The following is a 15,441-nucleotide window of genomic DNA, read 5'->3' on the forward strand; positions in this document are numbered from 1 at the left end:
TTTTTTGATTTTCACCCATAACACCCTATTTTTATGTTTAATTTTACCATTCTTAGTTTTTAAGCTTGAGTCAAACTCAATACTGATAAGCGTTAGCAATAAGCTTGAACATTGAGCCTTTAAGCGCCGTAAGCATACGCCTAAAATCCAATTGAACGCTCGTTCAACATACGTTGACAAAAAAGTTAAAATACCTGATGAAAAAAGACTCTTTCTTACCCATGCGGAACTGAGCGCAAACATCACTTTGTCACACAACCGCAACACAGGAGATTTGTATTTACCCCCGTGACACGTATTATTTTTGCATAGTGGGAACGTTGTTTTCGATGAAACTCGCATTCCTGACAACATACTGATATAGAAAGATAAACAGTCCCCAACACCACCTCTAGCACGCCCCTTCTCCACCAAATAGCATTGAACCTGAAAAAACCGCATTGACCTTCCCCTTAAGGGAAAGGATATAAATTTGAGTATAGGACCTTCCCCCGAGGGGAAGGATTGATTTCCCTGACCAGTAACTTCTCTTTCCGTATGTCGAACGAGCAGGGATATCGGGGTGTGATTATTTTTTTCAACTTTTTACGAAAGGAGACGACCATGGGGGAAGCTACAGTTGCACTTAACCCGGCAGCCGTCGCTGCAAAAAAGAAGCTGGCTACCAGCTTCCGCAGACAGGGCATAGTCATCGCCCTGCTGTCTGGACTTTTATATGGTTTTTATACTGCATTCATGACTCTTGGCATGTCCAAGGGAATCTGGGTTCAGTGGTACGGTGAAAACTCCGGACTGTCCGCTTTTGCGGTAATGTATCTATTAAGCGCACTGGGCGCGGCAACCACTGACTCCTGCAGTGCTATCTGGGCAGTCGGCATCGCCGGTGTTCGCGGACGTTTCAGCGACTTCCTGCGCTGCATCAAAACCAAACCCGGCATGGTCATGGTCGTGGCTGCAATCATCGGCGGACCTCTGGCAAGTACCGCCTATGTTGTAGGACTGCAGCTTGCCGGTTCACTGGTTGTTCCCATTGCCGCACTCTGCCCCGCCATCGGCGCAATCCTCGGTAGAATCCTCTTCAAGCAGGAGCTCAACTCCCGCATGATGTTCGGAATCGCCATCTGCTTCCTTGCCAGCTTCATGATCGGTTCCACCGGACTCGGTGACAACGTTCCCGAGAACCTGCTCGTAGGCCTCTTCTTCGGTTTCCTTGCCGCTCTGTGCTGGGGCATCGAAGGATGTGTCTGCGGATACGGAACCTCCATGATCGACCCCGAAATCGGCATCACCATCCGTCAGGTGACTTCCGGTTTCTCAAACCTTTTCATTCTCGTCCCCCTGTTCGGATTCATCGCGCATGTGGACAGCTTCAGCATGGTTGTACAGTCATTCGCTGACAGTGAAGCCATGATCTGGTTCGCACTGGCCGGTCTTTCCGCCTACCTGACCTTCATGTACTGGTACAAAGGAAACGCCATGTGCGGTGCTGCACTGGGCATGTCCTGCAACGGAACCTTCTCTTTCTGGGGACCCTTCTGCTGCTGGATCATCCTCGGCATCGGCGCGGGAATGGAAGGCTGGTCCATGCCTCCCGTCGCCTGGGCTGCAGCGGTAATCATGGTCATCGGTATCTTCATCATCTCCATGAACCCCATGGACCTGTTCAAGAAAAACGAGGAGGCTGCATAAATGAACCCTCTTAACTACGCCATCCTGAAGCACTTCACCAAAGTAGACGAAGCCTGCGCCGACTGCGTAATGGACGCACTTAAAGATCAGTACGGCCACTTCAAGGCCTTCAAGAAACCTTCAGTCATCAATGCACTGATGACCGCCGAGGCCAACGGACTCCTTGAGGAATCCCGTTTCGACCTCGACTCCAACCAGGAGCTGCGGGTCTACTACCGGGCCCACGATGAGGGAGCCGCAACCATCAACAAATATATCAAGGATTGACCCTGATATAAGCTATCTATATAAGGGGAGCCGTCTCAGACAGGAGATGCTCCCCGTTTTTTCGTTTATAAAGGAGCATACTCAGGAGCATGTAACACAGTGAACAGCCTGCGCCAGGGCTTTGCACAGACATCGTACCGTCCTGCAATACTTCATCATATCCGGACTGCGCCGAATTTGACGGTCATCTACATGCCCTACTGCCTGCATCAGGACTTCACTTCAATGCCCTTGTCGCGCCAGACGAGTAAACACAAGTATTGAAGCGAGCCACCGAAGGAGAGGAACCATGCAGTACAAGGAACGTTACTTTATCGGAGATATGAGCAAAATCTGCAACATATCCAAAAAAGCACTCCGCTACTACGACCAGATAAATCTCATCCCCTCGCACCGGCACGATTACAACAACTACCGCTATTATACCCGCGAATCACTGCTGGCCGTTCCGGTCATCAAATATTACAAGCAGATGGGCTTCACCCTTGAAGAAATGAAGGAGTTCATCGAAGGCAGCGGGAGCAACGTTTTCAAGTCCATCCAGCGTTCATTCCGGGCCAAGCTGCGCGAGCTGGAAGAAGAACAGGAAAAAATCCGCCGCAAACACGTTTCCGTAAACGACTGGTACGAGCTTATCCGTGAAGCTGAAATGGTCATCGACAACAGCATCACCGAAGTTTCCGTAAAATACGTGGAAACCCAGAGTCTGCTATTTCAGGACCAGATGTTCAAAAACGACATAAAATCGTCCATCATCAACCTCGAATTCACCCAGCACGTAGAAGATGTGAACAATGAAATCACCGGCCCTGTCATCATCAGATTTTCCTCCTACAAGGACCGCATTGAAAACAGGGACCAGAATATCAAGATGCTGCAGAAAACCATTGTCCCCTGCGACGAAGAGCACAGCTACAGGTTCGGCGGTGAAATGATGCTTTCCTGCTACCATCTCGGAGCCCACGAGGACATCCACAAGACCTACATGAAAATGGAACGCTGGGCAGGAAACAACGGCTACCTTCTGACCGACATTTCCTTTGAAAGATACGTGACCGACTACTGGACAACCAGAAACACTGCCAAATTCGTAACCGAAGTGCTGATCAAGGCCACCCGTCAGGGAATGCCCGAAGACTAGCCGTATCATCTATAATATAGTGCGGGGCTGGTTTGGAAAATTCTTTTGCGAAGCCAGGGCAAGGCATTGAGGATTCGGCTCAGCTTATTTACCCACTGGATTAATGCATATGCCGGCCTAAAAGAATAGAAAGGGAAAGCCCTGCCGAGTTGACTCGGCAGGGCTTTTCTTTGGTGATATAAGGAACCTGCAACACGGACCTTCAACGAAGTCCTCTGCAGTTCAGTGCAATGCTATTTGGCGCCTTTGGCCTTGAGTTCCTTTCCGCGGCTCATATGGCGTTTGGACGCGGAAAGCTCGACCTTGCGCAGACGGATGGACTCCGGAGTGACTTCGATGACTTCATCATCACGGATGAAGTGCATAGCCCTTTCAAGGGTCATGGGGCGGATGGGTGTGAGGGTAACTGCCTCATCCTTACCGGAAGCACGCATGTTGGTCAGCTTTTTCTCTTTGCAGGGGTTGATGTTGATATCATTGTCCCTGTTGTGCTCACCGACGATCATTCCTTCGTAAATGGGATCACCGGGTACAACAAAAAGTTCACCGCGCGGTTCAAGGTTGAATATCGCATAGGCTACAGCCTTTCCAGCCCTGTCGGCTACAAGGGAGCCGGTAAAGCGGGAGGGGAAATCGCCACGGTATTCATCATATCCGGCGAACAGGGAGTTCATTATGCCGGTACCCTTGGTATCGGTAAGGAACTCGTCGCGGTAACCGATAAGAGCGCGGGAAGGAGCGGAAAACTCCATGCGCACGCGACCCTTGCCGTTGTTGACCAGGTTGGTCATCTTGGACTTGCGGGTGGAAAGCTTTTCAGTAACCACGCCGAGGAAAGTCTCTTCGCAGTCGATGAAGACCTGTTCCATAGGCTCAAGCTTGCGGCCGCCTTCATTCTTGAAGATAACCTCAGGACGGCCCACGGAAATTTCAAAACCTTCACGACGCATGGTCTCAATCAGAATGGCGAGCTGGAATTCTCCACGTCCCTTGACGATGAAGCTGTCCTTTTCATCACTCTCTTCAACCTTAACCGCCACGTTGAGCAGGGTCTCCTTGTACAGGCGCTCACGGATTTTGGAAGACTGCACCAGCTTGCCTTCAAGTCCGGCCATCGGGGAGTTGTTGATGGAGAAGCGCATGGAAACGGTAGGCTCGTCAACGGTAATACGGGGCAGAGCCTTGGGAGCTTCCTTGGTGCATATGGTATCGCCGATGGTCACGTTATCAATACCGGACACAACAACGATATCACCGGGGTTGGCAGCCTTGGTTTCCACGAAGCTGGGACCGTCGTAGGTCTGAATCTTGGTCAGACGCAGAGAAATGTTCTCGCCCTTTTCGTTGATGCATACCAGTGGTTCATTCTGTTTGGCAGTACCGTGGATGACCTTGCCGATGGCCAGACGTCCGAGGTAGTCGGAATAACCGAGGTCGGAAACCAGCATCTGGAAAGGCTCTTCGGTATTGTGGGAAGGACCGGGGATCTTGTCCAGAACCATGTCCATGAGCGGGTGCAGGTTCTCGCCTCTTTCCTCAAGGGTAGCCTGAGCAATGCCTTCACGGCCTATGGCATAGAGCATGGGGAATTCAAGCTGCTCTTCGTTGGCATCGAGATCGATGAACAGATCGTAAATTTCGTCAAGGACTTCATCGGGGCGGGCATCGCCACGGTCGATCTTGTTGATTACAACAATGATCTTAAGTCCGGCTTCAAGAGCCTTTTTGAGTACGAAACGGGTCTGGGGGAGCGGACCCTCGGATGCGTCAACCAGCAGGATGGCACCGTCGGCCATGCTCAGAGAACGCTCAACCTCACCGCCGAAGTCGGCGTGACCGGGGGTATCAATGATGTTGATCTTGACACCCTTCCAATCAACAGCACAGTTCTTGGCCGCAATGGTGATTCCCCTTTCGCGTTCAAGGTCCATGCTGTCCATGAGACGGTCGTCAACTTCCTGCCCTTCGCGGAACAATCCGCTCTGTTTGAACATGCCGTCAACCAATGTGGTCTTGCCGTGGTCAACGTGGGCAATAATGGCTATATTTCGAATTTTATCGTTTGTTGTGAGTTTGGTCACGGATTCCTCCGAAGCCGGAGATTTGCCAAAAAAAGCCCCCTGCAGGCGAACTGCAGATACGGTTCATGAAGTGGGCGGAATCTCAGCGGCTGGTTAAATTAAAGTAGAGATAAGGAAAGGTTTGTTAGGGCAAATTGAACCCGCTGGCAAGCAAAATTATGTACGCCAGTGTTAAGACCTTGCAAAGATCTTCCGGAGCATGGAGAATTTTAAATTGGCACTGCCTCCTGTAAGCATTTGCCTAGGTTCGATCTTTGCTTTATGAAGAATCCAGAAATTGAAGGAGCAAGTATGCCTGAAAAAAAATTACGAGTAGAATTACTGACCATGACCCCTGATGCCCTGGAGCTCACCTATGCCGCTTTCCGGCAGTGCTACCACGCCGGGTTCGTGGCCGACATGTGGCCCAGGCTCCTCAACGGGGACATTGAAAAAGAGAAACAGGCCGAATTCGTATCAAAAGTGCTTGAATCCGGGCACGACAGCCCCATTGAACATGTCAGCTTCACCTTTGCAGTGGAAGGAATATCCCGAGCCTGCTCGCACCAGATAGTACGCCACCGCATTGCATCATATTCCCAGCAGAGCCAGCGCTACGTGGCTGAAAACGACATGGACTTCATCATTCCTCCGGCAATCCGCAGGATTCCGGAAGCAAGGGAAAGATTCGAAAAGTTCATGGAGGAAGTGGGCAGTGCCTACAGAGACCTTCGTGAAATACTGGTCGCAGCCGGACGCGAGAGCAAGGCCAACGAAGATGCACGTTTCGTGCTGCCCCAGGCCGCAGAAACCAAGATAGTCATCACCATGAACTGCCGCTCGCTGATGCACTTCTTCAACCTGCGCTGCTGCCAGCGGGCACAGTGGGAAGTCCGGGCAATGGCGCACCTGATGCTGGAAAAATGCAAGGAAAGTTTTCCGGCAATATTCCGCCACGGGGGAGCACGCTGCGAACAGCTTGGCTACTGTCCCGAGGCGGACCGTTTTGCCTGCGGCAGATACCCGACGCTCAAAGAACTCACCGGCCAGAAATAGAAAAGATACTACATTATAATAAGGACGTCTTTCAAAAGGCGTCCTTCTCTTTTTTCAGCCTGCAAGAACCCGAAAAATATCCCCAGAACGCCTGCCCAACTTTTTGGGCAGGCTTTTTCTTTTCCGTATCCCCCAAAAATCGCCCCTTATCGTCCAAAATCGCGAAATTTACTTTCATGGGACTCATGCAAGAGCCAAACCTGACTCCATGAGGCTACAAAAACGTAAACAGCTCCCAGAATAATATATTGTCACGAGTTCGTCACACCACCTATTCACGAAAAACGATCATATAACAAGCAATACAACTTATTTATAACGTATTTAGCAAATACATAAGTATTTCATAACGCAAAATGAAATTCAGTGAGTCTGGGAAAAGTCCAGACTTTTCCTACCAAATTACCTCACCCGACAGAAACAGCTTAAACCCTTTCATTATGGGAGTTACCATCTGTCAAGAGAAAGAAATTCAAATAAAATCAAAGCAATAATAAATTGTTCTAAACTGAAACAATTAAAAATGGCTCTATCCCTTGTCTTTTCGATTTTCTTCACCGTTAATATACATTTACAAACACCCACCCTGGCAGCGTTATTTTGATTTATGTACTTAATATCAATATGTTAGATACAGATATTTGTGTAAACACGAAAGTTACAACTTTTGAAATAACTCACAGAGAAAATATAAACAATGAGAGATTAAAAGAAATTGTACAAAATTCACAGATTTTATAACTTATACCTGTGGAAAAAGTTTTCAACAGGTGTTTATACTTTCTATGGAAGTCCTCGCGAACCCCGAAAACTCGGCCCTCGAAGGGAAACACACCCTAAAAGCCTAAATGCGGGCTCAGACAAAAATTCCTTTTATTACAGTTAATTATCTTGTAGAAAAAGAAACGCCCCCTATCTGGAGGTCGCGGCTTAATCCCGAGTTGATCGTTCCAGCGCTTTGGCTTAGGTATCCCTGCATGATGAGAGACAGCTGGAATAAAATTTTAAATCTTCTTGAGAAGGGACTGAACCCCGGCCTGTATAAGGTATGGATAAAACCCCTTAAGGCCGAGATCAGCAGTAACAACATTAAGCTATTTGCGCCTAATGACTTTGTTGCCGCATGGGTGAGGGACCGCCTCATGGATAACATTAAAGAAGCCGGAGAACAGGTTCTCGGTGTCTGCCCCAAGGTCGAAATCGGCGTAAAGAAGGCAGTCGAGAAACCTGCGGTTAAACTTGCGCCTGCGACAAAACCGGTACAGACCTCCATCGGTCTGCCCATGATGTCACCCCCTGTAATCAATACGAGAATCCCCCGCTGGAGATTCTCATTCGACGATTTTATTATCGGCGATTCCAACCGGCTCGCCAGTGCGGCCTCCAGAAGTCTCTGTGATAACACCCTGCCCGGAGACCAGCTGTTCCTCAGCTCCACACCGGGCCTTGGAAAGACACACCTGCTCCATTCAATCGGCAGGGATCTTTGCGCCTCAAGCAATAAAAAGCATGTTTCCATTGCCTGCCTGACCGCAGAGGAATTTGCAAACAGACTGGTTCTGGCTATCAAGTCCGGCGAAGTTTCGCGCTTCAAATCCGAGTTCCGGGACAATGTCGACTGCCTGCTGCTTGAGGACGTGCACTTCTTTCAGGGTAAACAGAAAATGCAGGACGAAATCCTGCAGACCCTCAAAAGCCTTCAGTTGCGCGGATCCAAAGTTGTAATGACCAGCTCCTTTTTGCCCCGCGAACTGGAAAAGATCGATCCGCAACTGGTTTCCCGTTTCTGTTCCGGGCTGCTGGCAGTAATCTCCACACCGGACTTTGAGACCAGAAAACGTATCGTTGAAAGCAAGGCCATCAGACTCGGAACCATGGTTCCCAACTCCATTTCCGAACTTCTTGCCGACCGCATTACAACCGATGTCCGTCAGCTTGAAAGCTGCCTGCAGAACCTCGTACTCAAGGCCCGCCTGCTCAACCGCGACGTTTCTCAGGAGCTGGCCTGGCAGGTTCTTGAAAACTATGCCGTGGCCAAGGCCACTCCCAGCTACGACTCAATAGTCGACCACATCTGTCGCTTTTATGAGCTGACAGCCGACCAGTTGCGCTCCAAGAGCCGCAAGCGCGAGATTGTACTGGCCAGAAACACCGCATTTTTTCTTGCCCGCAAGCATACCGATCTTTCCCTTAAGGACATCGGTTCCAAACTCGGCCGCAGACACTCTACAGTGATCAAAGGCATTACGAATATTGAACGTGAAATTTCCCTGCAGACCCCTCTGGGAAGACAGCTGCAGGATACAATAGACCGTTTGAATCCATAGCCGGAACACCGGAAGGTCATTTTCGAAAAGTCACAGCCACGGCCGGACCGGCCGCTGGTTACTATTGTGCCCGGCCAAGGCCGGCACGACAAGGTTTGTTTATCCGGCTCCCCTGTCAGACAGGGGAGCCGGGATTTGCGCATTTCTGGGTTTGGGGATATTCATTGCAACCGTCAGCGAAATACCGTAGACCATCAATCTTGCAATAAGGAACCGATACTTCAGGGGCAGATTATGAATTCCAATGACTGGAACACCATAAAGAAAAAGCTGAGAGTGCGCATCAATCCGGTGCTGGTGAAAATCTGGGTTGATCCCCTTTCCGCCAGATACGAGAATGGAGTGGTGCAACTGATCGCACCCAATGAGTTTGTAATGAACTGGGTTCGTAAGCATCTGCTGGACCGCATCCGGGACGCGGCACAGGAAGTTCTTTCTGCAAAAGTCGGCATCACCATAGATCTTGACGCCAACAGTGTTCCTGCAGCTGACCGCGAATACGTGACCGATGTGCACGCATACTACGCAGCTGAAGACATCCTGGCCAGCATCAACCGCATGACTGGGATACTTCGCGAATCCTCTTTTTCTGCTGAGCCGTCCAGCCCCGGTTCCCCCAAGGCCAGGACAGAACAGGTTCACCCCATTGAACCTCAGAGTTTCGACTCCATACTTGATGCTGTTCTTGAGGCCTTCGGAGTCTCATTCCGGGAAATGATGACCCAGGAAAACGAACACTCCATGCTGGCCCGCAGGGCTCTTTACTATTTGTGCATCAGGTACGGAATTTCAGCGGAAGAGGTTGCCTTGAACATGGACTGCACGGTCTCGGAAGTACGCATGGGCGCAACGGAGCTGGAAAACGAGATATCCAACGCCATTGACAACGGAGAGGACCTCGACGAACTGCTGCTGCGTATCTTCAAGAAATAGTCAGGCCATCCCACGCAGGTAGTCAGGAAGCTGTACCCTTTGAATACAGGCTGCCTGCAGCTCCTCTGGGCAGAGAGATTACAAACTTCACTCCATGCCCCGGCTCCGATTCCACACGAATCGATCCGCCATGATTCCTGGTCACAATAAAATACACAATTGACAGCCCCAGTCCGCCCCCCTCACCATGGGCTCTGGTGGAAAAGAACGGTTCAAATATCTTCTTCCGGGTATGCTCATCCATTCCCGGACCATTATCCTCAACTTCCAATGTCACGTAGGCATTGTTGAAACTGATCCGGATCGTAATGACCGGATCGACGCCTGCCTCAGCTTCCAGCATGGCCTGAGCGGAATTCCGCAGCAGATTGAACAGGACCTGTTCCATCTCTCCGGGAAAGCAGATTATCTCCGGAAGATCCGGGGCAATTTCCCGGACTATGCGTATCTTCCTGAAATCCGCAGTGCAGTCCGATGCACTTTCCGACTCGGCCATTTCAACAGCCCGGTCCAGCAGGGTCTCAAGATTGCAGAACTCCTTGCTTTCAACCGACTTGCGACTGAAATCAAGCATCCTGACGATAATTCTGGCCGCCCGGGAACTGGCATTCTTTATTGCCTCCAGCATGGTGCTTATCTTGCGTTCATCCAGATACCTGTTCACAAGTTCAAGCGATATTCCCAGAGACTCTGCCACCTCAATATTCCCTGAAAGCTGCGGTGACAGTCTGCGTTCTATGTTCTGAGCGGACTGGGAAATAACTCCCAGCGGATTGTTTATCTCGTGGGCCATGCCGGCCGAAAGGCTGGCCACCGTAGTCATCTTCTCCGACTGGATCATGAGTTCCTGTACCTTGATCCTGTCGGTGTAGTTCTTTATGGTTCCGACCATGCGGATAGGTTCTCCTCCCGCATTAAGAACAAAGTCACCTTCGTCTTCCACGTAGAGATAGCTGCCGTTTTTCTGTCTGAAGCGGTACACGGAGACAAACGGCTGCGCATGATTCACACTGGCCTCAAAATCAGCCATAACCTTGGCCCGGTCATCGGGATGGATATGCGCCTCCCAGCCCTTCAGATCTACTGACTGAAATTCTTTTTCGGCTGCGCCGGAAATATCCCTTACAGCCCCGGACCAGGTGATCTTTCCTGTTTCCAAATCCACATCATAGACCATCTGGCCGGTCTTTTCCGCCATCAGCCTGAACCGTTCCTCGCTCTGGTGCAGTTCCTGCTCGGTTTCCATAAGCGGCGTAATGTCGGTAATAAACCCTTCAAGCGCGATGAGCTCGCCACCTTCCTGTACATCCGTTCCTTTTTCCCAGACCCATTTTGTGTCTCCGGATGCGGTGAGAATCTTGTATATCACCTCATAGAGCTGACGTTCCTGAACCGCCTCCTGCACGCATTCCCAGACATGGGCCCGATATTCCGGAAGAATCAAATCGGCAAAAGAGACATCCCGGTTACCAAGAAGGGAGGAAGCCGTGTATCCGGTCAGTTCAAAGCATCCGGCACTGACGAATTCCATGGTCCAGTCCACATCGTTCCTGCATCTGTAGACCATGCCCGGCAGGTTTCCCAGCAGGGTGGAAAGGATCCGCTCCTTGTCCCTCAAGGAATCCAGTTCATTCTCAGGTTCATAAAAAGTGGATCCGCCCGTGCCCACAAGTCGCCCCTTGAGCACCACAAAACCGGACTCAAGGCCGCTGCCGTGCCAGAGAATCTCCCCTTTACCTTCTATTCTGCTTTCATAGTAGCCCGGATAATTAGACTCGGACCCGCCGACTGCATCAACAAAACCGGCCAGTCCCTCCCTGTCATCTATTCCGCACGAGTCAAGAAAATCCCCGGGGCTGATCAGCCCGGAAAGCACCCGGACACAATCGCCGCCAACAAACACGACCCGTCTGTCATCATCCAGCGCCACTACTACCCCGGGGTAGTCCTGGGCCATGAACTCGACTGACTGAAGAATATCTCTAGCAAATACTGACACTGACTGCATACCTCGTCAAAAGTTGCAAAAAGGCATACTCAAACATTATCATATTCTATCCATAAGGACAGAAAAAAAATAACCTCGCACGCACCCTGCACAACTGTACCCGGCTTATTGCCAATCACGGTCTCCTGCGTTACCAGACTTACACCATATTTACACAATTCGGAGAGAACAATGGGTTCAGACAATATTTCAGGAGAGGTTATCCTCATCTTCACGGGCGGAACCATCGGTATGAGCGAGAATCAGGAAGCCGGTGGCGTGGTTCCTGATGACAATTTCACTAAACTGATCAATGAGCTTACCCCGGACGGGCATGACATCAGGATCAGACCGGTGCTCTGGTCCGATATTCCCAGCCCGCACATGTCGCCGGACAAGATGCTCAACCTTGCCCATGATGTGGAGAGTTACCTGGCCGAAGAGCAGGTTCTTGGAGCGGTCATCCTCCACGGAACTGACCTCATGGCCGAGACAGCGTACGTGCTTGACCTTACCGTCCGGTCGCCAAAACCGGTCATCCTTACCGGAGCCATGCGCTATTTCAACGAGGCCGGATATGACGGAATACGAAATCTGGTAGATGCGGTAAGGGTATGCCTGTTGCCCCCGCCTCCGGGCACCGATGTAATCATCCAGATGGCCGACAAGCTTTTTGCAGCCCGTAACGCCATTAAATCCAGTTCCCTGAATGTGGACCCCTTCATCGGCCAGAACACCGGACGCATCGGTTTCATTGCCGGCGAATCGGTAATTCTGACCCGCGCCAAACCCGGACGACGCCCGCGCCTGCCCTTCCCGGTCAAAACCGCTGCTGACAGGGTACATCTCGTCGGCTGCCATCCGGGCATGGATTCAACCGTGCTGGAAAAACTCCTTGAAACCGGTGCCAGAGGAATTGTTCTGGAAGGTTTCGGGGCAGGCAACACCCCTCCCGGCATTGTTCCCGGAGTCGAAAAGTGCATTGAAGCCGGAATCCCGGTGGTCCTCTGCACCCGCTGCGTTGAAGGCGGGGTCTGGCCCATCTATGCCTATCCCGGCGGTGCAGCAAACCTGAAGCAGAAAGGGGTCATCATCGCCGGCGGACTCTCGGCACTGAAGGCCACCCTGCTTCTGCAGATGCTTCTCGGAAGCGGATGTTCATCAGCTGAAATCAGCCGGATTTTCGCAGAGGAGAGCGTTTAAGCCTAATATTTCACCAGAGGATGCCTCGGCGGCTTAACCCCTTTGAAAAGGGCGAATCCCAAACTTTTCAAACGGGCTTCGCCACGGCTCAGGCCAAACTGTCTTTCGTCTAATTCAATGTGCGGGCTGACAGCCCATGAAAAGCGTACAATAAAGACCAAGCCCGCAACATCTTATGACGTTGCGGGCTTTATTTATGAAACCTATCCTGCAAAAAGTCTAAAGCTCATCAACAAGCAGCGGATCGGGATGCTTTCTGTTGCGGGCGAGACGCAGGGAATCCTTGCGGCATTTATTTACACAGACCCCACAGCCCATGCACTTGGAAGGATCGATGCGCATACGCTTGTCACGTACTTTCATGGCCCCGAAAGGACAGTATTCCATGCACTGCCCGCAGCCGATGCATTTGTGCGGGTCCACCACGGCTATGTAGCCTGAGGGAACCAGCATGGGAATGCCGTTTCGCATTGCTTCCATGGCTCCGCAGCAGCATGGACAGCAGTTGCAGATTGCATAGAACCTCCCGAGCATGACATCCTTGAAAAACGCATGGTGCACATGCCCGCGGGCATTTTCGGCTTCTAGGATGCGAACCGCCTCATCCGGGGTAATACGCCTGGACTTTTCGGCATGGTTCTTTTCCACAAAAGAGGCAAAGGGATCACCCACAATCAGGCAGACGTCCATCGGACTGCAGGGATTTTCCCGCGAAGCCCGGCAGGGACACTCAAGAACGACTATATGATCAGGGTGCTTGAGGATGATAGCGCGCGCTTTCTTGAAAGGCAGGACTGTTTCCGGGAGGGTGGTGGAAACAGACCGGTCAATTCTGACAAGTTTTGAAGCCTCATCCGTAGGCAGTACCTTGCCGTGGTAGGTCTCGGCAAAATCTTCCTTGAGCTTGCGACGTTTTTCAGGATCGGAAGGGGAAGCCATTAGGCTGGAAATGAAATCAGCTATCGGCGCAAGGTTATTCTCGCCCAGAGCCGCTCCGATATAGGCCTTGGGCCAGCGGATATACATGTAGCCGTGAAGAACGTCCTTCATGCTCATGTTCCGGTCCTCAAGCGCCTGCTTGATAAAGTTACCGGTAGCAGTGTTCGGAATGAACTTGTGCAGTACTTTTTTCATGGGTTTCCTCTTAGCCCCATAGTTACCAGACCCCCAAAAAATAGTACAGTTTTTCCGAAAGCAACTTCACAACCGGCGGATGTTATGCCTATTCTGCGTGAAATCCTTAAACATCAGTTCTTGTGAAAAGCACAGGAGTTCATTCATGGATATAAAGATACGCAGACACGGCGATACAGTGGTCGTCGAGCTGGGAGAAAGGATAGACGCGTACGGCTCCGGCGAGCTGGACATGATTCTGGACAACCTCTTCTCCAATGAAAATCCTGTGTGCATGGTCTTCGACATGGGCGGAGTACGTTACCTTTCCAGCGCAGGAATTCGCAGCATCGTCCGCACCATGAAACGGCTGAAACAAAACAACGGATCTCTGGCCCTGTGCGGAGTGCAGCCGTACTGCCGCAATGTGCTGGAAACCGCAGGCATGCTCCGCTCCCTGAATGTTTTCAACTCACGCAGCGAAGCCACGGATTTTCTGCAATCGGTTCACTGGGAGCGCCAGGCACTGGAAAACTGGGACAGAATGGAGCAGATGGACTCACCGATAGGACATTTCCGCTTTGTACCGGGAGAAAACAATCCTACGGAAATACGAGTAATTGGCACGGTTGCCGACATTTTTCATTCCCGCGTTGATAGCACTCGCATTTTTTCAAGAAGGTTTTCACAGACCGAATATTCGATAGGGGTCGGCGGGCTGGGGGAAATTCCTGAAGACTACATGAAGGTGCTCGGAACAATGATCACCATCGGGGGAACAATGGCCTGGCTGCCTACCGACGGCCATGACCTTGCCGATTTTCTGGTTCCGCGCAATGATACCGGTGCAGTCCTCATCCGCACACCGTTCAACCTGACCCTTGCCGGAGGATTCAACGAATACATCATGTTTGAATCAACCGAGGAAGGCGGCACCACCCTTGACCGGCTTTACCGGGGCCTGTTTCTTCTGGCCCGCAGGCGCCGCAGGGATTTCAAGGGAGTGCTGGGCATGGCCGCATGGATGGAAACCAGCGAACTGTACGCAGCCACCCTCATAAAATCACCGATCAGGGAATTTGCCCCGGAAAACAAACGGCCCATCAACGATCCGTCCAATTCGGACAACTGGCTGCGCCGCGATGTCCTGCCGCGCCACCGGGATGTGACCTGCCTGACCTGCGGAATAGGGGTTGATCTTTCTTGTGACCTCTCAGTGTACGACCCGTCCGGGCTCTACGCTGCCCTGTACATAGACCCGTCAACAGCCGGGGACAGAGGACAGATCCTCAATAACCACGGAGCCGTCTTTGAACGCGTCGCCATGCCGGAAAGAATGGTCTGCCTGGACAAGATGGTCCGGGAGGTCAGTGCAAAAGCCGAATTTCTGGACATGCGTAAACTGCGCGATGCCACACGTGTAACCCGCGCCTTCATCGGGGTAAGCTATCCCCGGCAACTTGTCCGGGATACTTCGGGCTGGCAGGGCACCATGAACGAAGCACCTGCAAACCGCACCCTGGCGGACAAACGCTACCGGACCGAATCTGAATTCCCGCTTATTCCGGAACGTCGCGAAGAGGAACTCAATAAATTTCAACAATTTCTGGAAGCACAGCAGGCCAAGCTGGCCATGGATTCCGGAAAAGATTAGGTACAGAACTG

Annotated in this window: 12 protein-coding genes; 8 read left to right on the forward strand and 4 right to left on the reverse strand. The window is 51.4% G+C overall.

Annotated features, from left to right (window positions below; genetic code table 11):
- The first annotated feature begins 603 nt into the window (after positions 1-603).
- The 3 genes from N7E73_RS06105 (at position 604) to N7E73_RS06115 (ending at position 3,097) form a co-directional block, all read left to right on the forward strand.
- On the forward strand, positions 604-1,689 hold the full coding sequence (locus N7E73_RS06105; protein ID WP_432738152.1) for a hypothetical protein: 1,086 nt from the start codon (positions 604-606) through the stop codon (positions 1,687-1,689).
- Positions 1,690-1,956 carry a hypothetical protein gene (locus N7E73_RS06110; protein WP_432738153.1) on the forward strand — a complete coding sequence of 89 codons (267 nt, stop codon included), beginning with the start codon at positions 1,690-1,692 and terminating at the stop codon, positions 1,954-1,956.
- 289 nt (positions 1,957-2,245) lie between these two features.
- Positions 2,246-3,097 (forward strand): MerR family transcriptional regulator, encoded by an 852-nt coding sequence (locus N7E73_RS06115; protein ID WP_432738154.1) that lies wholly within the window; start codon positions 2,246-2,248, stop codon positions 3,095-3,097.
- A 233-nt stretch (positions 3,098-3,330) separates the two neighbouring features.
- Here N7E73_RS06115 and typA read toward each other — a convergent pair whose 3' ends face one another.
- Positions 3,331-5,178 carry a translational GTPase TypA gene (gene typA / locus N7E73_RS06120; RefSeq protein WP_432738155.1) on the reverse strand — a complete coding sequence of 616 codons (1,848 nt, stop codon included), beginning with the start codon at positions 5,176-5,178 and terminating at the stop codon, positions 3,331-3,333.
- Positions 5,179-5,469: 291 nt separating this feature from the next.
- Between typA and thyX the strand changes: the two genes are divergently transcribed.
- Complete coding sequence (gene thyX / locus N7E73_RS06125) at positions 5,470-6,213, forward strand: FAD-dependent thymidylate synthase (protein ID WP_432738156.1); 744 nt, start codon at positions 5,470-5,472, stop codon at positions 6,211-6,213.
- A gap of 31 nt (positions 6,214-6,244) precedes the next feature.
- Here the strand turns inward: thyX and N7E73_RS06130 are convergent, their stop codons facing one another.
- A complete protein-coding gene (locus tag N7E73_RS06130; protein WP_432738157.1) occupies positions 6,245-6,391 on the reverse strand; it encodes a hypothetical protein in 147 nt (48 codons plus the stop codon).
- 799 nt (positions 6,392-7,190) lie between these two features.
- Here N7E73_RS06130 and N7E73_RS06135 point away from each other — a divergent pair.
- Positions 7,191-8,540 (forward strand): chromosomal replication initiator protein DnaA, encoded by a 1,350-nt coding sequence (locus N7E73_RS06135; RefSeq protein ID WP_432738158.1) that lies wholly within the window; start codon positions 7,191-7,193, stop codon positions 8,538-8,540.
- Between the two features lie 234 nt (positions 8,541-8,774).
- The gene (locus tag N7E73_RS06140; protein WP_432738159.1) at positions 8,775-9,473 is read left to right on the forward strand and encodes a DnaA N-terminal domain-containing protein; all 699 of its coding nucleotides are present in this window, start codon (positions 8,775-8,777) and stop codon (positions 9,471-9,473) included.
- A gap of 22 nt (positions 9,474-9,495) precedes the next feature.
- Here N7E73_RS06140 and N7E73_RS06145 read toward each other — a convergent pair whose 3' ends face one another.
- A complete protein-coding gene (locus N7E73_RS06145; protein ID WP_432738160.1) occupies positions 9,496-11,472 on the reverse strand; it encodes a PAS domain-containing sensor histidine kinase in 1,977 nt (658 codons plus the stop codon).
- 180 nt (positions 11,473-11,652) lie between these two features.
- Between N7E73_RS06145 and N7E73_RS06150 the strand changes: the two genes are divergently transcribed.
- On the forward strand, positions 11,653-12,663 hold the full coding sequence (locus N7E73_RS06150; protein ID WP_432738161.1) for an asparaginase: 1,011 nt from the start codon (positions 11,653-11,655) through the stop codon (positions 12,661-12,663).
- Between the two features lie 219 nt (positions 12,664-12,882).
- Here the strand turns inward: N7E73_RS06150 and N7E73_RS06155 are convergent, their stop codons facing one another.
- Positions 12,883-13,797 (reverse strand): 4Fe-4S binding protein, encoded by a 915-nt coding sequence (locus N7E73_RS06155; protein ID WP_432738162.1) that lies wholly within the window; start codon positions 13,795-13,797, stop codon positions 12,883-12,885.
- Between the two features lie 145 nt (positions 13,798-13,942).
- On the opposite strand from N7E73_RS06155, the gene N7E73_RS06160 reads away from it, so the two are divergent.
- Positions 13,943-15,430, forward strand: a complete 1,488-nt coding sequence (locus tag N7E73_RS06160; RefSeq protein ID WP_432738163.1) for an STAS domain-containing protein — start codon at positions 13,943-13,945, stop codon at positions 15,428-15,430.
- Positions 15,431-15,441 lie beyond the last annotated feature (11 nt).

The organism is Maridesulfovibrio sp. FT414 (genome assembly GCF_050916235.1).
Lineage (GTDB): Bacteria > Desulfobacterota > Desulfovibrionia > Desulfovibrionales > Desulfovibrionaceae > Maridesulfovibrio.